The organism is Cellvibrio sp. UBA7671 (assembly GCA_002483145.1).
Lineage (GTDB): Bacteria > Pseudomonadota > Gammaproteobacteria > Pseudomonadales > Cellvibrionaceae > Cellvibrio > Cellvibrio fibrivorans.
The window spans coordinates 389,198-410,062 of sequence record DLHJ01000016.1; the positions used below are offsets into that span (position 1 = coordinate 389,198).

General features: G+C 47.2%; 23 protein-coding genes. 12 read left to right on the plus strand and 11 right to left on the minus strand.

What is annotated here, in order from left to right:
- The first annotated feature begins 4 nt into the window (after window positions 1–4).
- From B4E62_RS17450 to B4E62_RS17475, 6 genes are all read left to right on the plus strand, one after another.
- Entirely contained in the window at window positions 5–469 is a 465-nt protein-coding gene (locus B4E62_RS17450) for a hypothetical protein (protein WP_331352954.1), read from the plus strand.
- Entirely contained in the window at window positions 470–2,281 is a 1,812-nt protein-coding gene (locus tag B4E62_RS17455; protein WP_331352955.1) for a two-component system sensor histidine kinase NtrB, read from the plus strand.
- On the plus strand, window positions 2,271–2,984 hold the full coding sequence (locus B4E62_RS17460; protein ID WP_331352956.1) for a response regulator: 714 nt from the start codon (window positions 2,271–2,273) through the stop codon (window positions 2,982–2,984). The genes B4E62_RS17455 and B4E62_RS17460 overlap by 11 nt, the downstream gene beginning before the upstream one ends.
- A 247-nt stretch (window positions 2,985–3,231) precedes the next feature.
- Window positions 3,232–4,305 (plus strand): hypothetical protein, encoded by a 1,074-nt coding sequence (locus tag B4E62_RS17465; protein WP_331352957.1) that lies wholly within the window; start codon window positions 3,232–3,234, stop codon window positions 4,303–4,305.
- 55 nt (window positions 4,306–4,360) lie between these two features.
- Window positions 4,361–4,570 (plus strand): hypothetical protein, encoded by a 210-nt coding sequence (locus B4E62_RS17470; RefSeq protein WP_331352958.1) that lies wholly within the window; start codon window positions 4,361–4,363, stop codon window positions 4,568–4,570.
- 83 nt (window positions 4,571–4,653) lie between these two features.
- Window positions 4,654–5,061: a globin family protein gene (locus B4E62_RS17475; RefSeq protein ID WP_331352959.1), complete on the plus strand. Its 408-nt coding sequence runs from the start codon at window positions 4,654–4,656 to the stop codon at window positions 5,059–5,061.
- A gap of 219 nt (window positions 5,062–5,280) precedes the next feature.
- Here B4E62_RS17475 and B4E62_RS17480 read toward each other — a convergent pair whose 3' ends face one another.
- A complete protein-coding gene (locus B4E62_RS17480; RefSeq protein WP_331352960.1) occupies window positions 5,281–5,964 on the minus strand; it encodes an ion channel in 684 nt (227 codons plus the stop codon).
- Window positions 5,965–6,119: 155 nt separating this feature from the next.
- Window positions 6,120–6,818 (minus strand): DUF421 domain-containing protein, encoded by a 699-nt coding sequence (locus B4E62_RS17485; protein WP_331352961.1) that lies wholly within the window; start codon window positions 6,816–6,818, stop codon window positions 6,120–6,122.
- Between the two features lie 317 nt (window positions 6,819–7,135).
- Between B4E62_RS17485 and B4E62_RS17490 the strand changes: the two genes are divergently transcribed.
- The gene (locus tag B4E62_RS17490) at window positions 7,136–7,792 is read left to right on the plus strand and encodes a hypothetical protein (protein ID WP_331352962.1); all 657 of its coding nucleotides are present in this window, start codon (window positions 7,136–7,138) and stop codon (window positions 7,790–7,792) included.
- A gap of 260 nt (window positions 7,793–8,052) precedes the next feature.
- On the opposite strand, the gene B4E62_RS17495 is transcribed toward B4E62_RS17490, so the two are convergent.
- From B4E62_RS17495 to B4E62_RS17505, 3 genes are all read right to left on the minus strand, one after another.
- Window positions 8,053–8,457 (minus strand): hypothetical protein, encoded by a 405-nt coding sequence (locus B4E62_RS17495; RefSeq protein ID WP_331352963.1) that lies wholly within the window; start codon window positions 8,455–8,457, stop codon window positions 8,053–8,055.
- Window positions 8,458–8,547: 90 nt separating this feature from the next.
- Window positions 8,548–8,811: a hypothetical protein gene (locus B4E62_RS17500; RefSeq protein WP_331352964.1), complete on the minus strand. Its 264-nt coding sequence runs from the start codon at window positions 8,809–8,811 to the stop codon at window positions 8,548–8,550.
- Between the two features lie 257 nt (window positions 8,812–9,068).
- The gene (locus tag B4E62_RS17505) at window positions 9,069–9,641 is read right to left on the minus strand and encodes a hypothetical protein (protein ID WP_331352965.1); all 573 of its coding nucleotides are present in this window, start codon (window positions 9,639–9,641) and stop codon (window positions 9,069–9,071) included.
- Between the two features lie 663 nt (window positions 9,642–10,304).
- Between B4E62_RS17505 and B4E62_RS17510 the strand changes: the two genes are divergently transcribed.
- The 3 genes from B4E62_RS17510 (at window position 10,305) to ahpF (ending at window position 13,376) form a co-directional block, all read left to right on the plus strand.
- Window positions 10,305–10,817: a hypothetical protein gene (locus tag B4E62_RS17510; protein WP_331352966.1), complete on the plus strand. Its 513-nt coding sequence runs from the start codon at window positions 10,305–10,307 to the stop codon at window positions 10,815–10,817.
- Between the two features lie 228 nt (window positions 10,818–11,045).
- Entirely contained in the window at window positions 11,046–11,609 is a 564-nt protein-coding gene (ahpC, locus tag B4E62_RS17515) for an alkyl hydroperoxide reductase subunit C (RefSeq protein WP_331352967.1), read from the plus strand.
- Between the two features lie 201 nt (window positions 11,610–11,810).
- On the plus strand, window positions 11,811–13,376 hold the full coding sequence (gene ahpF / locus B4E62_RS17520; protein WP_331352968.1) for an alkyl hydroperoxide reductase subunit F: 1,566 nt from the start codon (window positions 11,811–11,813) through the stop codon (window positions 13,374–13,376).
- Window positions 13,377–13,446: 70 nt separating this feature from the next.
- Here ahpF and B4E62_RS17525 read toward each other — a convergent pair whose 3' ends face one another.
- The 4 genes from B4E62_RS17525 to B4E62_RS17540 form a co-directional block, all read right to left on the minus strand.
- Window positions 13,447–14,973 carry a sensor histidine kinase gene (locus tag B4E62_RS17525; protein ID WP_331352969.1) on the minus strand — a complete coding sequence of 509 codons (1,527 nt, stop codon included), beginning with the start codon at window positions 14,971–14,973 and terminating at the stop codon, window positions 13,447–13,449.
- Between the two features lie 29 nt (window positions 14,974–15,002).
- Complete coding sequence (locus B4E62_RS17530; protein WP_331352970.1) at window positions 15,003–15,902, minus strand: diguanylate cyclase; 900 nt, start codon at window positions 15,900–15,902, stop codon at window positions 15,003–15,005.
- A gap of 61 nt (window positions 15,903–15,963) precedes the next feature.
- Window positions 15,964–16,563: an alpha/beta hydrolase gene (locus B4E62_RS17535; RefSeq protein WP_331352971.1), complete on the minus strand. Its 600-nt coding sequence runs from the start codon at window positions 16,561–16,563 to the stop codon at window positions 15,964–15,966.
- A 112-nt stretch (window positions 16,564–16,675) separates the two neighbouring features.
- Entirely contained in the window at window positions 16,676–17,290 is a 615-nt protein-coding gene (locus B4E62_RS17540) for a LysE family translocator (RefSeq protein ID WP_331352972.1), read from the minus strand.
- Window positions 17,291–17,397: 107 nt separating this feature from the next.
- Between B4E62_RS17540 and B4E62_RS17545 the strand changes: the two genes are divergently transcribed.
- Window positions 17,398–17,739 carry a hypothetical protein gene (locus B4E62_RS17545; RefSeq protein ID WP_310067545.1) on the plus strand — a complete coding sequence of 114 codons (342 nt, stop codon included), beginning with the start codon at window positions 17,398–17,400 and terminating at the stop codon, window positions 17,737–17,739.
- A 326-nt stretch (window positions 17,740–18,065) separates the two neighbouring features.
- On the plus strand, window positions 18,066–18,527 hold the full coding sequence (locus B4E62_RS17550; RefSeq protein ID WP_331352973.1) for a nuclear transport factor 2 family protein: 462 nt from the start codon (window positions 18,066–18,068) through the stop codon (window positions 18,525–18,527).
- Between the two features lie 62 nt (window positions 18,528–18,589).
- Here B4E62_RS17550 and pelA read toward each other — a convergent pair whose 3' ends face one another.
- Window positions 18,590–19,795, minus strand: coding sequence for a pectate lyase (pelA, locus tag B4E62_RS17555; RefSeq protein ID WP_310067541.1), 1,206 nt, complete (start codon window positions 19,793–19,795; stop codon window positions 18,590–18,592).
- A gap of 202 nt (window positions 19,796–19,997) precedes the next feature.
- Complete coding sequence (panB, locus tag B4E62_RS17560) at window positions 19,998–20,837, minus strand: 3-methyl-2-oxobutanoate hydroxymethyltransferase (protein ID WP_310067539.1); 840 nt, start codon at window positions 20,835–20,837, stop codon at window positions 19,998–20,000.
- Window positions 20,838–20,865: the final 28 nt, after the last annotated feature.

Below are 20,865 nucleotides of genomic sequence, written 5' to 3' on the forward strand. Positions count from 1 at the left end.
ATCCATGATTAATTTACTGACCCGCGTCTGCGTGTTTGCAGGCGTGCTTGTAATTGTCGGCTGCACGACCAGCACCCATCAGCCACAGACCCCGGCTCCTGTCATTAGTAAACCCACTAGCGTGGTAAAACCCGGTGAGCCAGCGGTAGTGCAGCCGCAGCCCGGTGCAGTGCCCAAACCTGTGCCAAGCGTTGCGCTCAATCCCGCAGCGCAGAGTCTCGCCAAACAGGCGCGCCAACAATATTTATCCCAGGATTACCAGGGCGCTATCGCTACCGCTGAGCGTGGCCTGCGTATTGAACGCCGCGCGTCTGATTTGTATTTGGTGCTCGCGCAAAGTTATGTGCAACTAGCCCTGCCGGAAAAAGCCAAAATGTTTGTACAGCAAGGCCTGCGGTTTGCAGCGCCCGGCTCCGATGTGGCGCAAGGTCTGGCGCGGGTACAGGAAATGGTGGATCAGGGGTATTAATTGAACGATCCACTTATCGACACTTACAGCTCTTTGGCGTTCAAGCAGCGCTATCAAGTGCTCGATCCTATCCGTTTGTGTTTCAAGGATGCCGCGCTGGAGCAGGAATACACGGCGAACCTCGCCGACAATATTGCGCGGCAAGTGCGCATGGCTCTCGCTCTGGCGTTTGCACTCTATTTAAATTTCGCCTTTCTCGATTATTTATTAGTGCCGGAAAAAATGCTGCAGTTGTGGGGAATCCGCGCTGTGGTGTGCACGCTGTTTGCGCTGTTATTTTGGCTCACCTTCCAACCGATTTTTAAGCAGATCCACCAGCCAGTTATTTTTTATTCCAGCATGGTGGCTGCCAGCGGCATATTCGCCATGTTGCTGATTACCGATAACCAATACAGCCATTATTACTACGCGGGCATTAACCTCTGCATTACCTGGACGCTATTTATTGTCGGCTTGCGCTTTGTGAATTCGCTCGGCACGGTGATGGTGATCATGTTCTGTTACAACCTGATTGCGTTTTATAAAGAGCTGCATCTGCCCGATATTATTTCCAATAATTTTTTTCTGCTCTCCAACGCGGTCATCGGTATATTCGCTGGCTACACGATTGAGCAACATGCGCGCTGGCAGTTTTACCAGGCGCGGGTGATAAAAAATAACAGCAGCAAATTACACCGCGCGATGATTGCCGCATCGCTTGATGCGGTGATCACAATTGATGAAAGCGGTTCTACCATTGAATTTAATGAAGCCGCCGAGGCCATGTTTGGTTACAGTCGCGAAGAGGCGTTAGGGCAATCAATTGGTGAACTGATTGTGCCCGACGCCACCCGCGGTCGTCACGAAGATGGCTTTCGTCGCTACAGCCAAACCGGTGAGCCGCGCGTGCTCGGACAGCGTTTGGAATTGCAGGCCAAACGCAAAGACAAGAGTGAATTTCCGGTTGAGTTGACACTGCGGCAGGTGGATTTAATTGGTCGCCGTTTAGTGACGGCCTATATCCGCGATTTAACCGCGCAGCGCAATGCCGAACGCGAAATTGCACAGCAGCGCGAAGTGCTGCAGCGCAATGAAAAATTGGCCTCCATGGGAACCCTGCTCGCCGGTGTTGCCCATGAATTAAATAATCCACTCACCATTGTGGTGGGGCAGTCGCAATTGCTACGCGAAACGGAACAAGACGAGCGCGTATTAAAGCGCGCCGAAAAAATTGCCAATGCCGCCGAGCGCTGCGTGAAAATTGTCTCGACGTTTTTATCCATGGCGCGTGAGCAGCCACCCAAGCGCAAACTGGTCGATATAAATCGCGTAATTCAGGATGTTATCGATTTACTCGATTTCAATCTGCGCAATCAACAAATCAATCTTGAATTGGCATTGAGTGAGCAATTGCCGGGAGTGATGGCTGACCACAACCAATTGCATCAGGTCATTAGCAATCTGGTTATCAATGCCCAGCAAGCACTGCAAGATCAGCCGCGCAAAATTATCCGCATTGTTTCCATACAAGTGGAGAACAGCGAACAGATTTGCATAAAGGTAATGGATTCCGGTAGCGGTATTGCCCCCGAATTGCGCGCGCGTATTTTTGAACCCTTTTTTACTACCAAAGCGGTTGGTGTAGGTACAGGTTTGGGGCTGTCGGTGTGCAACGGTATTATCCAGAGCCACGGTGGCAGTATTGAATATGAAGAGGTACCGGGTATGGGCGCGTGTTTTACTCTGTGTCTGCCTATCGCCAATCAACCTATTGCTAATCAAGGTACCGATCAACCGGTCAGTAACAGTGGAGAAAACATCCATGACCATTAATTACAAAATGATTGTTGTCGATGATGAGCTGGATATTTGTGAAACCCTGGCCGATTATTTTTCGATGCAAGGTTTTGACGTAAAAATGGCGGCGAACGGGCAGGAACTAAAAGCGCTGTTGCCGGATTTTACACCGCACATAGTATTGCTCGATTTAAATATGCCGGGTGAGGATGGTTTTACGCTAACGCGTTATCTGCGCGCGCATACCAGCGCGGGTGTGATCATGGTTACTGCAGCAGCAGAACAGGTAGATATGATTGTCGGCCTGGAAATGGGTGCCGATGATTATGTGAGTAAACCCTTTGATTTGCGTTCCCTGCTGGCGCGCGTGCGCAGCGTATTGCGCCGCACGCAAAATGAAGTGCCGGCGAATAGCCAACCGGTGCAAGACGCACGTAAAAAAGTTGGCAAATGTTTACTGGATATTGAAGCGCGCAAGCTCTGGGAAGGCGAAGAGGAAATTCCGCTCACGGCGATGGAATACGATTTACTTATGGTGTTTTTGCAAAATCCCAACCGCCCTTTGTCGCGCGATTATTTATTGGAGCTCGCCCATAAAACCTATGCAGATCCCTTTGATCGCTCTATCGATAGCCGCATCACCCGCATGCGTAAAAAAATCGAACCCGATCCGGATAAACCCACCACCATCAAAACTGTACGCAGTGTCGGCTATGTGTATGTGCCGGTGCCGGGATAGTCCCGATCGGTGACTGGCCCGGTCGCTGACACAATTGACACAAATCTCCCTCCGCACGACAAACTCCTGACAACTTCCCCCTCTATTATGGCCACATGAACAAACGACATGGCTGTCGCTGCTGTTAAACGGAACTTGTTCATTGCTGTTGTTCACTTTTTTTGCTCAATGTTTTCCCTGATGTAAACCGAAGCAGGCGCTTCACTAAACACTTACTCATATTTTTGAATTTATAAGGATGTTCAAAATGAAAGCACTTCACTCTTTTTTCCATTCATCGTCTTTGGGGCGTTCACTGATCGCGGCTTCTGCTGCATTGGTTTCTATCGCCGCCTCGGCATCTGATTTTCCACTGCGCGCCGATGACATCAACCTGAATTACCGTTACACCACTGACACCCATTGGTCTGGCGGCGCTCAGGAATACGCATTGGACATTATTGCCCGCCGCCACATCGGCAGCGGTAAATGGGATCACCTCAAAACCAATGGCGCGGACAACAAGGTCAACTCCAACCACATTGTTTATGGTGCAAAAATTCGAGCGATGGACTCAGGTACCGTCGTTGGCTGTTGGCGTAACGCGCCGGAAAACACGCCCGGCTCCAATCACGCCAAAGTAGCGGAAGGTTATATCGGCTATGCCGGAAACCACTTGTGGGTTCTGCAAGACGATGGCAACTACGCTCTCTATGCCCATGCCCAACCCGGCTCGATCCCAACCGATTTATGTCCGCACAATGCCACCTATTTACCCGCCAAAGAAGAAGGCGCAGTTTGGACAATGGCAGGTAGAGTCTGGGGTGGTGCGCGCATTACCAAAGGGCAAGTATTAGGTTTGGTTGGTAATAATGGAAACTCATCTGGCCCGCATTTGCATGTGCATGTGCAAACCGGAGATAACCTGCCAATCGCAATGAAATTCGATCGCGGTCAAACAACGCCATTTACGAATGAGACTGCTTCAGTCAATGCCACCTGGACTTTGTTAAAGGGTAAATCCATACCCGCCGGTGAAATGATGGTCTGGGCACCACACTCAGTCGCTTATTGGACAGTAAACAATATTCCGGATGAGCGCATGCAAGCCTGGTTCAATCACTTTGCAGATTCCGGTGTAATGCCCAACGTTTATGCCTGTACTGACAATGGCCAAATTTATAACACTGGCTGGGTTCCTTCGACTGGTGCATGGCAGGCGTATCACGGCATGTCGTTAACTTCGTTCAACAAAAAATCAGATGACTTGGCCAAACTTGGTTACACCCGTTATGGCTGGTGGTACTGCGGTTCTGTGTACACCGGAATCTGGCGCAAGTAGTTAAATTAGTTAAACAAACGGAATTTTTTGAAAATTATTCAAGAGGATTTGAAAAATGAAATTAATTAAATTGATAAGTGTGTTGGCCTTGGTTGTGGGTGCGGGTACTGCGCAAGCAAGCATAGTAATGCCGGATCTGCGTGTTAAAGAGCCTGTCGGTAATTTCAATCCGCAGCCGGATCCACCAGGAAAAACTATTGAAGCGCAAGTTGGCGAATTCAACCCGCAACCCGATCCGCCAGGAAAAAGTATTATTTTGCAATAAATGTGTTAACCACAAAGGCAATCACCCAGCGTGATTGCCTTTTTATTTCCCCCATCTTTTTCTCTACGAATAAAGGAGTCGTTATGGATAGCTCAACCATCCAACTCGTGCAAAGTTCATGGCAAAAAGTAGCAGCCATTGGCCCGCAAGCCGCTGCGCTTTTTTATACCAATCTGTTTGATGCTGACCCCGCATTAAAACCACTCTTCAAAGGTGATTTACATGCACAAGGAAAAAAATTAATCGATATGATCGGCATCGCCGTCAATAAATTAACTGAGCTGGATGTGCTAGTGCCGGTGCTACAAAACCTCGGCAAACGTCACGGCGGTTACGGCGTACAAGATTCCCACTACGATACCGTTGGCACTGCGCTGTTAAAAACCCTGGGGCAGGGGCTTGGGCAAGATTTTACGGCAGACGTAAAAACCGCTTGGGTAAATGTATATGGTGTTATGGCAGATGTGATGAAAGCGGCGGCAAAACAGTAAACACTGTTTTGTCTTACTCGCAAAAAGGGTTGTGGTTTTTTAACGTGGCGTTTTTAAATCCGCAAAAATGACAGAGCTATTTGTGGCGCGCCCTGTTGGAATGAATATGGAAAACTTTTCATCAATCTTAAACATTTCTTCATGCTTAGCTCCACCACCTGTTGTTACACCGATGATGGGGGCTCACTTTATGACGCTAAAATGCCAGCTTCGAGCAACCTAGGGCTTCGGCGTGTTATCGCGATGCGATTGCATCGTCAGGCCGATCAAGCGGGCAACCACGCCAGCCAAGTAAAGCACGCCGACAAACATTTCGACGCTGGCCACCGCGCGTGCATGCGGGGTCAGCGGTATAACATCGCCAATGCCGGTACTCGACAGCAGCGCAAAGCTAAGATAGTTAAGCTCGGTCCAGGTACGCATGTCTTGGGGGTTGACGGCGGCGGCATAGGTGCCCGGCTGAAGTATCTGGATCAGCATGTACAAGTGGGTAAAGCCCCAAGCCAGCAAAGTAAAAGTCGCTCCAGCGGCAAAGAGTTCGTCGGTTGTGGCTCGCAGATCTTCAAGCATGTAGGCAATCAAACTGCCTGCGGCATAGAAGTAAAAAATCGCTTCCAGACCCGAACTCCAGGGCAGCAAGTACGTCATCGAAAAAAACGTCTGCATCACTAATAGCACGATGATAACCGTGGCCAAGCTGCCGCTAATCCAGGTTAATCCCGGGGTGCGCCGCACCATGTGAGTTGTGAGCGTCAGTATCGTCACGCCAAAGACGTTGAAGGCAACCAGCCCCGCTTGCGTTCCTTCAAGGAAGGGATACAGCAGCATTCCCGTCAGCTGGGTTAGCAACAGAATTGCCGACGGATGACGCGTAGTTAGATGCAGAATAGGAAGATGTGCCATCGATAGTGCCATGTAAGTTGTTAAAGAAAATGAATTGATTGGATCATCAGTCTGGCCTACAAATTCTTACGTCGCGAGGCGGCCAGCAGAGGAAGTATTTTCGTTGGTATGGGTTAGACAGCAGTGCAGTCATTTTGTGACTAGGCGACTGAATGTTAATTTGCATCGGTACGATGAGTAGTGAGTGCTGCGGACCAAATGCCACTGTTGCATCGAGCGCATGTGGCTCCACTCCCGTTTTCAATCCGCTGGGCGAACCCACAATTGATGCAGCAATGAATGCCAGAGTGCAGAGCAATTTTATATTCGTCTCGATGTTCCGGAGGTAATACAGAAAGACCAGGGCGAACATTTTCTCCAGCAAAGAAGTAAAGGCTAACATCTCCATCTGTTTCAACTATCGCTAATCTCACTTGCCCCAAGTGTTCTACGCCCCGTTGACGAAACTCCATTAACAATTCACTCGATGAAATATTTAATTTCTTGAAAGATTTAAGTTCGTAAAGCCCGTTTTTAACAACCGTGACGGGAACTCCTTCAATGAATGCATGCAAATGTTTACTTCGCCCAATCGCAAAAATGGTTAAACGATACAGCATCAGGAGGGTTAGAAATACAACGGCTACTGGTAATAAAGCCACATCGTGATAGAAAGAAACGTCACCTGCCGCAGAACCCAAGGTGAGAATCACCACAAGCTCAAACAGTGAAAGCTGTCTTATCCCCCGGCGCCCGCTGCATTTCAAAAACAAGAACACGGCTATAAACGCTAAACTCGCACGAAAAGCCACTTCATAAAGGAATGAAACAGGAAGTTCATCTAGCAATATCCGTTGTAAATCAAAAGGTGTCATGTCTATCTACCATGGTTTTTGGTTTGTATTAACTTGCTCCAACAATACCGAAGAAAATTCTGAATTGGGTCAAGCTTAAATTTTTGTTAATGAAGCTGAAGACGAATGAACGTAACCTCGTTTAACGGCCAAGAGCAGAACTTAGCGGCGGGATGCTCAGCAAGAGCGAAGGATGATTTTGATGCCGGAATTACCATTTTTTTTTACCACAGTCGCTTGTTAATGTTTATTAAAATTTTAACACCTAGTCAGCTTTACCTTCGCTTACATAGGAGTATGATCACTTCGTCTGATCCCAACTTATTAAGGAGTGAGAAATGTCTAGAAAATTTCTTCTGTTGGTATTACTAATTCCTCTTCATGTTTCGGCACATTTATACAAAGTTGAATATTCAGGAACAATAATAACCGCCCACCACGACGCCTTCGGGTATGCCGTAGGCGACAAAGTTAGCGGCACACTTACTATCGACTTTTTGAAAGCTGTTGACAAAGACCCGACTGAAAACACGGCATGGTTTCACTCTCCGACCAGCGACAATTTTATTAGCGGCTTTCATCCTCAAAGTGAGAATAGCGAAGACGTGCTTTTAATAAACGATAACACGAGTTTTAATTCAGAGCTGGTAGATGCGTTGCACATCGGAGATTGGCTAAACCAAGGTGACCGATTCTCAAGATTTATGTTTGATCTTATTGTGATTTTAGATTCAAATACGTTTTCAAGTGATGCGCCTGAAGATTTCAGCTTTTCCACCGAAAACTTAAGAGCTAGCGGAACTTGGGGCAATATACAAAGAATCTGGCACAACCAGCCGTTGGGCAGCACCCCTGCTCAATTGTTTTCAGAGCAAGCGATCTTCAGTATTGACTACATAAAATCATCAAAGGTACCTGAACCATCACCACTAACTCTAATATTCCTCGGCTCGATCTCAGTGTTTGTGATTAGAGTTTTAAAATTTCGCAACTAATTACAACATTTTTGGAAAGGTTTAAACACTCCTCCCTTTAAGCCGAAATGTTCAATCTGCTTATTAACGATTCTACATCCATATCTCTATAAGCAAGCAAAAAATTCTGTCCAAAATTGTACGCGGTTAAAAGACCTTTATCGGCCAAAAGCGGAAGTAGATGGCAGGATGTTTAGAAAAAAGAGAAGAATGATTTTGATGCCTAATCAAAATATTTTTTACCACAGTCGCTTGTTAGTAGCTTAAACTTTTTAATTAACTTATGGATAAACGCTTTTGGGTTCTTTTAAAAAAGCTAATACTGAAGCTGATATTAATGCACTGCACCAAACTTTACCACCCACAGCAAGCCCTTTGGATGGAGACATTGTGTCCATAGCAGGGCACGCTAAAGGACTAATAAACACAAAAGAGGCTATTGCCGCCGAAACCAATAAGGCTGAGCTTATTGTGGATGGAGTATAATTTTTATTTATTAAGCTACGAAAAATAACGTAGGCATATAAAACATTTGCATACCACCTTGGATCTAATCCGATTATTCCAAGCCAACCGCTAATTAAAACTTCATAGCCTTTCAAAGAGTCTCTAGTGCATTCAAATGCAGGCAGCCACATACTGATTGCAAACAACATTAAAGAAAAAATTATGATAGGAATTTTCATGGGTATTAACTACTTGCAAGCTGTCGAGTGGAGGCGCGAAGCGCCGGAAGGAATCTAACCCACCTTATTATGGTTTTTACAATGAGTATTTCATTTTTTAAAATAGGATAAAACTGCAAAGACAATGGCTAATGGTGGTAAAACAAACAGAATAGCCCCTAAAGTTCCAACGAACCCGCCCATTGATAGATTGGCTACCCAAGTATTAAAATTTCCGCAACCACGACATCCCGCGCCCTCATCACAATTACAGCCAGGGATACTATACATGAGAACGAAACCAACGATGCAAGCTATGGCAGGGATGACTACTGATGCTATACCTAAACCTAGCACTAAATTTGACACTTTCATAATTCTCCTTGATGTCTTAAAACTTCAGATATTTTTTACGCCTTTCTATTTTATGTTCTTATATTCAATTTATAAACGTTTGTGATTTTCTTTTAGGGAAATCAGGATTTCACAAGCTAAAACCTTCTTTACCATAACGTTGAGTTCAGCGGAAGATTTTAAGTTGTAGTTTTATGAAATACTTTTGCGCAGCAAAACCATAAAACTGCGACTTAAAATCTGTCCAGCACGCGCAGCGTGCGAGCTGCAACGATTTGTTAGCGACTTTTCAGATCAGCAATTCTTAAATCGAGTGCTTTCTGTATTTCACTGTATCCAGCAAACCATGTTGAGTCATCACTACTTTCGTAAATATAGCGCCAGCGCTCAAACGCCATATCTGAATTTGAAAGTAATTTGTGTAAGTCCCAATTAAACTGAATTTTAGACTCTTGATTGAGAATTTTTGTAACTTCTTTACAAGTACTGCTATTTTTTACAATGATCTTAAGATTTTCACGTAGAAATTCTTTAGTGTCATTTGATAGCTCGCTGAATATTCCTAGCAACCTGTGTCCTGCTTCAATTTTGTTTCCCGTTTCAATTAGGTTAAGAAACTTCATTTTCAACTCGAGGCTAAATGCTCCATTCATAATATATGGATTAACAAAATCATAATCTATAGTAAGCCCAGTAATTCCTGGCATAACCATATGCAATTCCGTACCCTTTTTAGCAATAACGGGACAAGTTTCTACTAGCTCTGAAGGAACACCAACAAGCTTTTCAACTAACGCCAATGTGGCTTTATGATGTCTTTGTGTGCAGATCTCAAGATAATTTATATTCATATATTCACGCTAACAGTTTATTAAATTGCACCAACTATATAACCCGCGAAAAGTTATTCCAGCTAATTTGGTGTGGTGCTGTATAACTCCAAAAAAATGGATGAACCATCAATCTAGTTAGTCCATGCTAAATCAAAGGGTTAACTATCGTTCCGAATTAATTATGGAATTATACGGCACAAGTAATCCTAATTAGTTACCGAGCTCATTTGGCTACCTGTTCGCTTTGAGCACGCTGCCGCCCTTCAATCTGTTGCGGTTCGTAAACTCAGCCTGCGCGACCCGCACCAACCAACGGGTAATTACTTGAACTTCGGTTGCTTACTTCATGGGCTGCAGCGAATAAGAAGAACCAATTAAAGACCATAGCAGCATACTGCGCCAGCCTGAATTACAGGGCATTACCTTAGGGCTAGCTGCTTGTTGTTTTTGCGCCTTTGACACAATTGCCACAAAAATAATTATCTGCGACAAACTTCTGACAAGTTCACTGCTTATTATGGCCACATGAACAAAGCGACAGGGACGAAAAAACACCGCGAGGTGTTGAACTTCAAGGATGGTTTGTTCAATGACTCAATGCGTTACCTAAACTCCGAAAGGAAATCAAACTGCCTGCCATAGTGGTAGGTTAATTGTAAAAATTATTGCGAGGATGCAATCATGTTGAAATCTAAATCTGCTCTGTTTATCTCTTTGTTGTTCGCTGCCCAATTAGCCTCTGCCGGTGGGGTGATTCTCGAAAAGCAAGCAACTCCACCCTTCGATCAATCCTTAAATGGTACTGTCATTCTGGAATGCCAGCCGGACAACGGCAGTGTGATTTTGGAAAAAGGCATTATCGTGCAGGACAAATTGGCGGGTGCTGTCATTCTTGAAAACACGCCTGACACTCACGATGAAGGTGGTGTGATTATTGAACGCGGTGGAATCAAACTGCTGAGTGGTGGGGTGATTCTTGAGCGTGGAATTATTGTGCAAAAGGATCAACTCGCAGGTGGTGTGATTCTGGAAAACACTTCACGTCCAGCCCCTGGCGTTGTGGTGCATGACGGTAAATTAGCTGGCACCGTCATCATCGAACGTGGTGGCATCATTATGGACGACCTGCACTTGGCTGGCGGCCTGATTATTGATCGCCATGGTAGAGCGAACGGCCAGTCACTCAGCGCCTAATCGATTACCTATCACTACCCATAAAAGCCGCAGTTTCCGCAAGGAAGCTGCGGTTTTTGTTATTTTCTGATAGCTAATAGGCATTGGATTTTAGTTGTCGATAAATTTTGAATATTGACTGCATGGTGATATGCAATTAGCCTCATGGCGCCCAACTCCCTAATCTGTGCCCGTTGAATCAATTAACCCAACGGGATCAAACCCACACAGACCTTAGGAGTTCTACTCATGGCAACTATCAATTCAGAAATCAAACCTTTCAGCGCCCAAGCCTATCATCAGGGCAAATTCGTTCACCTGACTGAGGCTGACATCAAAGGTAAATGGGCGGTGGTGTTTTTCTACCCAGCCGACTTTACTTTCGTCTGTCCCACTGAATTGGGCGATCTGGCCGATAACTACGCTGAATTCCAAAAGATGGGTGTAGAGATTTATTCCGTATCAACCGACACTCATTTCACCCACAAAGCCTGGCACGACAGCTCGGAAACCATCGGCAAAATCCAATATCCGATGATCGGCGACCCAACCGGCACTATCACGCGCAATTTCGGGGTGATGATTGAAGAGGCTGGCCTGGCTGATCGCGGTACCTTTGTAATTGACCCGCAGGGCAAGATCCAAATTATCGAAGTGAACGCGGGCGGTATTGGCCGCGATGCATCGGAACTGCTGCGCAAAGTAAAAGCAGCGCAATACGTTGCGGCGCATCCAGGTGAAGTTTGCCCGGCTAAATGGAAGCAAGGTGAAGCGACTCTGGCTCCATCGCTCGATTTGGTTGGAAAAATCTAAGGCTAAGTTGATGTATTCGTCACTCCTGAGAAGGCAGGAGTCCAGATTGTTTAATGGATACCCGCGTTCGCGGGTATGACGAAAATATTGTCGGTCAGTATTTTGCCAAGCGATATTTTTCAAATTTTTTATAAAACGATTTGCATAAACAAGCTCGCTCACAAGGCGGGCTTGCACAAAAAATCTTACGGAGAACACACTATGTTAGACGCTGCCATTAAAGGCCAACTCAAAGCCTATTTGGAAAAACTGCAACGCCCCATCCAATTGGTTGCAAGCCTGGATGACAGCGCAAAAAGTCTGGAGTTAATTACGTTGTTGCAAGAAATTACCAGCTTATCTGACAAGGTGAGTCTGATTGATCACGGAAATGCTAAATTGCGTCCCTCTTTTGCAGTATCTGCACGAGATGAATCCCCCCGTATTCATTTCGCGGGTATCCCTATGGGGCATGAATTTACCTCGCTGGTGCTTGCACTCTTGCACAGCGGCGGTCATCCACCGAAAGTGGATGCAAAAACTATCGAGCAAATTAAGGCAATTGACGGCAAATTTCATTTTGAAGTATTTGTATCGCTCTCCTGCCACAACTGTCCAGATGTAGTGCAAGCCGTGAATTTAATGGCCGCACTCAACCCTAATATTACTGCCACCATGATCGACGGCGCCTTGTTTCAACAAGAAGTTGATGCGCGCAAAATCATGGCGGTGCCCACGGTATTTGTTAATGGCGAACACTTCGGCCAAGGCCGTATGACGCTCGAAGAGATTATCGCCAAAGTTGATACCGGAGCAGCTGTGCGTGAAGCCAAAGCATTAAATGAAAAAGATCCGTTTGATGTATTGGTTATCGGCGGTGGCCCTGCGGGTGCAGCGGCAGCAATTTATTCAGCCCGTAAAGGCATTCGCACTGGTGTAGTTGCCGAGCGGTTTGGTGGCCAAGTGTTGGATACCGTATCGATTGAAAATTTTATCTCCGTTAAAGAAACTGAAGGCCCCAAATTAGCGATGGCGCTAGAGCAACACGTTAAGGAATATGACGTGGATGTGATAAATTTACAAAAAGCGGCTGAGGTTATTCCTAGTGGTAATCCCGGCGAATTAATTGAAGTAAAACTCGCCAGTGGCGCGAGTTTAAAAAGCAAAAGCATTATTCTCGCCACCGGCGCGCGCTGGAGAGAAATGAATGTGCCCGGCGAAAAAGATTATCGCGGCAAAGGCGTCGCCTACTGCCCACACTGCGATGGTCCGCTATTTAAAGGCAAACGCGTTGCGGTCATCGGCGGCGGCAACTCCGGTGTTGAAGCGGCGATTGATTTGGCCGGTATAGTTGCCCATGTGACCTTGATCGAGTTCGATTCAAAGTTGCGCGCCGATGCGGTATTGCAACGCAAATTATTCAGCCTGCCCAACGTCACTGTGATCACCGAAGCGCTGACGACCGAAGTGATCGGCGACGGTGAAAAAGTCACTGCGCTGAAATACAAAAGCCGCAATACCGATGAAATCGCGTCAGTGGAGTTGGAGGGCATTTTTGTACAGATCGGCCTGCTGCCCAATACCGATTTCCTCAAAGGTACAGTGCAATTAACTAATCGTGGTGAAATTGAAATCAATGCGCGCGGTGAAACCTCAGTGCCGGGTGTGTTTGCGGCGGGCGATTGCACTAACGTACCTTACAAGCAAATTATTATTGCGATGGGGGCGGGGGCGACAGCATCGCTGGGTGCGTTTGATCATTTGATTCGCACCAGCGCACCGGCTTAATAACAGTGACAAATAAAAACGCGCGGCGTGTGAAGGCTGCGCGTTTTGATAAGACTATTTGATCGTTAAATTATGGAGAAGTTTTTTCTCCCGCACTCTTCAACCTAAACCAAAAAATACTGCCACCGTTGGGTGCGGTTTCGTAGCCAACTTCTCCGCCCAGTCGCAGGGCGATACGTTTTACGATGGATAAACCCAACCCATGGCCGTCGGCAGATTGCGTATCGAAGCGGACAAATTTATCGAAAATTTCATGCTGTTGCTCTGCGTTTAAACCGGGACCTGAATCTTTTACCCAGCATTTGATCATGCCGTTGGCCAGTGTTTTAGTGCCCAGTTCTACCTTCGGTGAGGCTCCGCCATACTTCAACGCGTTGGATAAAAAATTCATCCAAATTTCTTCAACCCATTGCTCATGGCCAAATACCTTTGGCCAATGTTCGCCAAGATGAATTGTTGCGCCTTGTTGATCGGCGAACGATTGCAGGCGCGCACAAGCTTCCATTGCGGTGTGTTGCGTATCCACGCTGGTGAGCGCTACATTTTCGCTTTTGCGGATATTGGCGAGCAGCAACAGTGAGTCGATAATCGCGCGCATTTTGTTGGCGGAGCGCTGGATAGTATCGGCGAGTTGTTGCTGTTTTTCTGGGGATAGTTGCGCCTTGCCCAATAGGCTTGAGGCAGCAATGAGGGTGCTGACCGGTTGTTTTAAATCGTGTGCGACTGTATGTGCATAAGCATCCAGCTCATTATTTTGTTCAACCAGTTCGGCGGATTTAATTTCCAGTTGCTGAGTTTTATATTCCAGATCTATGGTGCGATCGGACACCAAACGCTCCAGCTGGTTGCGATAGACACTTAACTCCTGATACAGATGATTGCGCTTGTTTAAATCGTTGCTAATGCTGAGGCGCATTTTGTTTATCGCATTGACTACCAAACCTAATTCGTCGGGTTGATCGCGCTCGGTGCGCGTCAGTTTCAATTCGCTGTCCAGATTATTCAAATCCAATTTCTTGGCGTAGTCGGCCATGGTTTCTAAATGGCGTGTGATCCAGTAGCGCACAATAAAGAGCACAAAAAAAACAGTTGAGAAGAGTGTGATGCTGGTGGTAATGGCGATGCTTTTTGCTGTTTGGAATAACCGTGTTTCTATTCCTGCCGACATCAAGGCAACCGTGAGTTCGCCCAGCGGAAACAGTTCATCACCTTCGCGATGAATAATGGGAAAACTGCGGCTCAACAAGTCTTTGCGGTAGTCCGAATGCCTGCGCGTCCAGCGCTGTCCCAGTTCGTCTTTTAGTTCGATAAAACCCACGTCCGGTAGCTGCGCCATGCCGTCCAGCAATGTGTCAATACGCCCTTGATCGACTGACCACATGCCCGCGGCCAGACTGGGTAAATAGCTGTTTTCAATATCGGTGAAATGTTTTTGTGCATCGATCAGCGCTGTGCGGTATGCGCTGTAAATTTGCAAACAAGAGACGAGTGCGGCAACACAAAATGTAAAGGCAACAACAGCGCCGACAATGCGCAGCCCAAGGCGTCGCGTCGGTCGCGGTGTTTGATCGCCAGTGGATGCAGGTATGGCTGTCATTTAAAAACCTTGTACGTAAAAGCTTGTATTTAAAACCCCAGTTCCGGCGAGAACCACAGATCGCTGCGCTCCAAGGGCGTCTCCACAGTGAGCAATGGGTTGTCCACTGGCACAATTGTGCGTTCATGTAATTGGGCGCTGGCAATGGCAGCTGCGAAATGTTGGATAAATAAAGTGCGCATACTGCCATCACTAATCGCTATCTCAAGTCCCCTTTCGATTGCAGCGGCGAGCTGGATATTATCTTTGCGCACAAAAAAATACAGTGGCGCCGGGTAATAGAGCACCCATTTGGGGGCAATCATAAAATTCATATCAGGGTGTGTATCCAGCTCGTGCTGGATTTCAGTTAGTGAACGCGGAAAATAGCGGATGTGACCCCGCTCGAGCATATGAAACAGTCCGTCGTAATTGGCACTGCCGCTGACCTTAAAACCATTGTCGCGCAGTATGGGGTAGTCGGGCCAATCATGCCCTTGCCCGGCGCGCAAGTTTTTGAGTTGTTCGACACTCTCCACTTGCGCAAAGGTTTGTTCATCTTTTGTAGAGATTAATAGCAGGCGCCAACCGATCAGGCCGCGGTCAATAGGGATGCGGATGGGAAGCAATTCCTCCTCGCGCTCGGGTGAACTGAGCGTCCAGACGACATCAATGCCTTTGTTCATTTGCAAATGCCGCAAGGTGCGGAATTGCGGCAAATTGTATTTGCTGGGCGTGGCGCGGTAGTCCTGTCCGGATTTGGCGAGCGCGAGTTTGAGTAGTTCGATAGGGTAGTGGCCGCGCTTGTCATCGGCCATCTGTTCGGCCCATGCATAAATTACCGGTTCAGTGCCCAGTGCCGGGGCAGCCAGTAAATAGGCTAGCAATATCCATAATCGTGTCAGTGGTAGCCTTCCTGCACCAGAGGATTTTATAATCATCAACGGCATTACACTGGGCCATAAAAAGAATCTGTCCAGATTATACCGTTTGGAGTGTTAGTGTGCGGATTTATGCCGCGCGCGGGAGCCGGTTGGTTGTGGTAATTGTTTTTTTTGCGCTGCGCAACAGCTTCTGTAATAGCTGAATACCTTCGGGCCAAAATCCCAAATTGGATTCGCTGTTGATGTGGCCAACATTGTTTAAACGCAAAAAATCTGTGCCCCACTGCAACGCCCAGTAAGCCGCTTTGCTCTCGGTCAACCAGGGGTCATTGCTGCTGGCGATAATAGTTGCCGGTACCTGCAAGAGGCTTTGTGGCAAGCGCTGGGCGATGCGAAATTTATCTGGATCAGCGGGGGCGACTAAAAACAAGGCGGCGATTTTATTGGGAAATTCTGCGGTAATACTTGCACTCGCGAGCGTGCCAAAGCTGTGGGCGATAATCACGGCGGGTTTATCCAACTTCTCCAATTCTGCGCGAATACCTGCTTTCCATTTATCCAAATCCGCTGTGCTCCAATCATCGACCTGGATGCGTTTGCTATTGGGCAGTTGCGCTTCCCACAGGCTTTGCCAATGTTGTTCATCACTATTGCGCAGGCCAGGTACGATCAGGATCGGCTGGTCGTTGAGTGACGCGGGGAAATATTGGCTATGGGTAAGTGACATGGCTGCCTCCAAAATGTTGATGGAGTGCAGCTTAGGGGTTTTTATATCGGTTGAAAAAGAATCGTTATTTCTTTGCTTATATCCAAATCGCAAGGTTACCCAAATTGCAGGCTTAGAGTTTGGTAAACGCTAGCGCGCCGCCGGCTAGAATTAATGCCCCGCCGGAAATCCAGTTAAACCAGCGTTGATGCTCCGGTAATTTTAGCCAGCGCATAATGCCGCGTCCGCCGAGGGCGTAAATACTCATCCAGACAAAATCCATCGCTAAAAAAATCACCGTAAGCAGCGTAAATTGCGGCGGCATGCTGCGGTGGATATCGATAAATTGCGGAAAGAGCGCGCCGAAATAAATCAGCCCCTTCGGGTTGGTGACAGCGACAATAAAGGCTTTGCCAAACAGATGACTGCTGCGGATCTGACGCGCCTCCACATCCACATTGAGCGGTGGTGCAAGCGCAAGTTGAATGCCCAGGTAAACCAAATACGCAGCGCCTATCCATTTGATGGTGTGAAATATCCATTCCGCTTGTTCGACTAATAATCCCAATCCCAGTGCCGATAACAACATCAGCACCAAATTGCCCGCGCTGGCGCCGAGCATGGTGTAGAGCGATTTGGCAAAACCGTAGCGCCCTGCATCGATCATGCAGGCGAGCATCACTGGGCCAGGGCTAGCAGAGAGCACAAGGGTAATGGTGGTAAACAGCCAGAGTTGTTCGAGCGGCATAACAGCGTCCAGAGGCGAGGATGTTGGAGTTTAGCAGAGCCTCCGGCAGCGTCGTTAAACTCTTCTATACTCAAGCCATTCATCATACGTTGAGCAAAAGGTGTGTTATGTCTAGCAGCAGTATTTCCAATGCCATCAAGGTGCTTGAAGACTTATTGGGTGGATTGAATCAGGCCTATTGGGAGGCTAATAGCCTTGATCGGAAAGATTTCTTTTATGACTTGATCAGCGCGCTGCATGCGGAATTATCCGAGCTGGGTAAATTGAGTGTGCAAGATCACGATCTGGATTATGAGCCGGTGACTGAAGAGTTTCGCGCTGTGCGACCCAAGCTGAGCCGCTTGCGCAAATTGGTCGATGATTTTGCCTTGCGCTCGACTACGGCAGTGCGGCTTGAGCACCTTATTAACGAAGCTATGGTGCTGATGGGGCGTAATGGGGTGAGCTAGCGATTGTTTATAGCCTTTCCTAATCAGTTCTGCGGGTTTATCACCAAATAATTTAAACGTGAGCATAAAAAAACTGGCAATGGCTGAAAACTGAACAATACTGAAACTACCGGTAACGGTTTCTTCCTGTGGGTACGACGGCATTTGTGTTTTGGTTGGCTCATTGATTTAGGAAGGTTGTGCGGTTACCGATGGGTTTTCTCTTAGCCCAGTTTGGAACTCCCCTTTATTTGTAATCTAGTATGGTCTTGGCCGGCATCGTTTTGGTGTCGGCTTTTTTTATTGTTTATTGTTTATGTTTTAATTTTTTGTGGTGAATATTGGCGATGAAAAAACATTTGCTTATGACGGCCTGTGTGATGAGTTTGATGGGGGCTGTGGTACAGGCGCAATCTTGTTTGGATACTGAAAAGTTGGTGAAACTGGATGCCGAATATGAAAATGCACTGCGCAAAGGTGATGTGCAATTTTTGGATAAATTGCTCGCGCCGGAGTTTCAATGGGTGCACAACCTCGCCAGCTTAAAAGAGACCAAAGCGCAATTGTTGCTAAGGGTGCAACAACCGGAAGAGCAACCCAAAGCGCGCCGCGCGCATGATCTTAGCTTGCAGCGATTGGATAAAACGGCCGTTTTGCAGGGGTTGAGCAGCGTGGAGAAATGGAATCCAGATGGTAAAACTTTCCGTACATCGCGCTACCAGTTTATGCGTACTTATGTGGAGCATAAAGGTGAGTGCAAATTGCTGGCGGTGCAGACCATGAAAGTCTGGTCGAGTGAAGCGGATTAATGATTGTGGGTACTACTCCCTGCTGCGCAATGCAGCAGGGAGGGCAAACATGAAAATAAAATTTATTGCGGATGTTTTTTGGCCCAGTCCGTATATTTTTTTAATATCTGATTGGGTGAAGTTGTGTACCAGGCATAGCCGAGGCGGCGCTCTTCCGACACCTTTTCCAAGGTGTAATGCACGGAATCATCGCGATCGCCAAAGAGCGGTTTGTTGGTTCCTATTTCATAAAAACGCGCCCAGAGTGGCAGTGCATTTTTATCATCCTTTAATTGCGCATCACCGCGTGTCCAGGTTTTACCAAGGATTTTATTCTGCTCATACCAAGCCGCCGCTGCGTGTACGGATTTAATTATCTCGGCGCTGGGGTTTTTCAGCTCCATCAAAAAATCGAGCATCCACACACTTTCCGAACTGGTGAGTGAAATCATTTCATAGGCGCGTGCTTTTGCAGGTTTTAGGGTTTTGGCATCATGCTGCGCGCCCCAGATGGTCAGTGTGCCATTGGCAATCACTTGGGTTTTTAATACGCAATCGAGCGCACGCTTGAGGCTCGCTTGCGCTGCCTGCTGTTGTTCCTGGCTGACAAACGCAAAAGCGTTTTTGGCCTGGGCGACGTCATGCAACAGCGCCATTAAATCGCGCATCAACGCATCGTTGTAAGTGATGTGATCGTGATACTCACCCACCAGTGGATAATTTTGCGGCCAGCCGCCATTGGGATACTGCGCAGTGAGAATAAAATCCAGGCCTTTGTTGAATGTATTTACATAACGCGCATCACCGGTTGCTTGGTATGCTTGCGCCAGTAACCGGATTTGGGTGCTGGTGGCACCGTTATCGAATGTGGGGATGTAACCTTTCTCAACACCAAATGCCTGACCTGGTTGGCGCGGCGCCTTGCTCATATCGGTGCGTTTCGACCACCCACCTGAAGGGGTTTGGAAGGAGAGAATTACGTCCATTACGCGCTTGCCTTCATTGCTCTTAAACCAGTCGGGCGCCTGTTTTACATCAAACCCGAATTCTTTGGTGTACTCCGGCAGGCTTGGCTTTTTTTGGCCGAGTTTTTTTAATTCGGCTTTGAGAAAATCCTGATCGATTTGACGCAATTTTTCGGAAGTGGCGAGATACGTTTGCCAAGCGGCTTCGTCGCCAGCGGTTTGCTGTGTTTGCGCAGCTGCATTAGTGACTGGCGTGTCTGCATGCAGTGGGCCAGCAAAAAAACTGCCCAGTAATACAATAAATAGTGATGGTTTGGTGAGCATAACTCGTACCTGTTTATATCGGTTCATAAAAATTGTCGGTTCATGAGGGTTATCGGTTGATGATTGAGTCGCCGTGTCATTGTTGTGCGACGAATATCCGATTTTTTTTGCCGATTAGATAAGAGTCTAGCAACAGGGCAAATAATTGCCCTGCGTTTCTATTTTTTAGGATGGAACAAGTTTAATAGAGGTTAATTAATCTTTAGATAAAAATGTTGTCATCGCTGGGGAAGGTTCCGGCTTTCACATCGGCAACATATTTTTGCATGGCACCGGGAATGTCGTTAGCTTCCAATAAAAAGTTTTTGGAAAATTTCGGCGGCTGTTCGGTGAGGCCGAGAATATCGTTGATCACCAATACTTGCGCATCGGTGTCGCGGCCTGCGCCTATGCCGATAGTCGGGATCGCAATTTCACGCGTAATGCGCGCGCCCAATGCAGCGGGAACACATTCAAGCACCAATAAATCGGCACCAGCTTCAGCGAGTAATTTGGCATCGGCGAGAATTTTTTCTGCGCTGGCATCATCGCGCCCCTGCACCCGGAAGCCGCCGAATTTATTCACCGATTGCGGCGTCAAACCCAAATGAGCGCACACAGGTACGCCGCGTTCGGCGAGCATGCGCACTGTCTCTGCCAACCAAGCGCCGCCTTCGAGTTTTACCATCTGTGCACCGGCTTGCATGATGCGCGTGCAATTGCGCATGGCTTCGTCGGGCGTGGCGTAAGTCATAAAGGGTAGGTCGCCGATAATCAGCGATTTTTTATTGCCGCGCGCCACGGCTTCGACGTGATAAATCATCTGTTCCATGGTGACGGGGATGGTACTGTCGTAACCCAGTACCGTCATACCGAGCGAATCGCCAACCAATACGACTTCTACGCCGCAGCGCTGTGCCATGGCGGCCATATGCGCATCATAGAGGGAGATCACCACAAATTTTTCGCCTGTGGTTTTTAATTTGTGAAGCGTGTTGATAGTGACATTTTTAGTGAGCGCGGTATTCGCCGTAGAGGTGCTATTGATTGTTGAATAGGGCATGGCAATTCTCGCTACAAAAATAAAAATC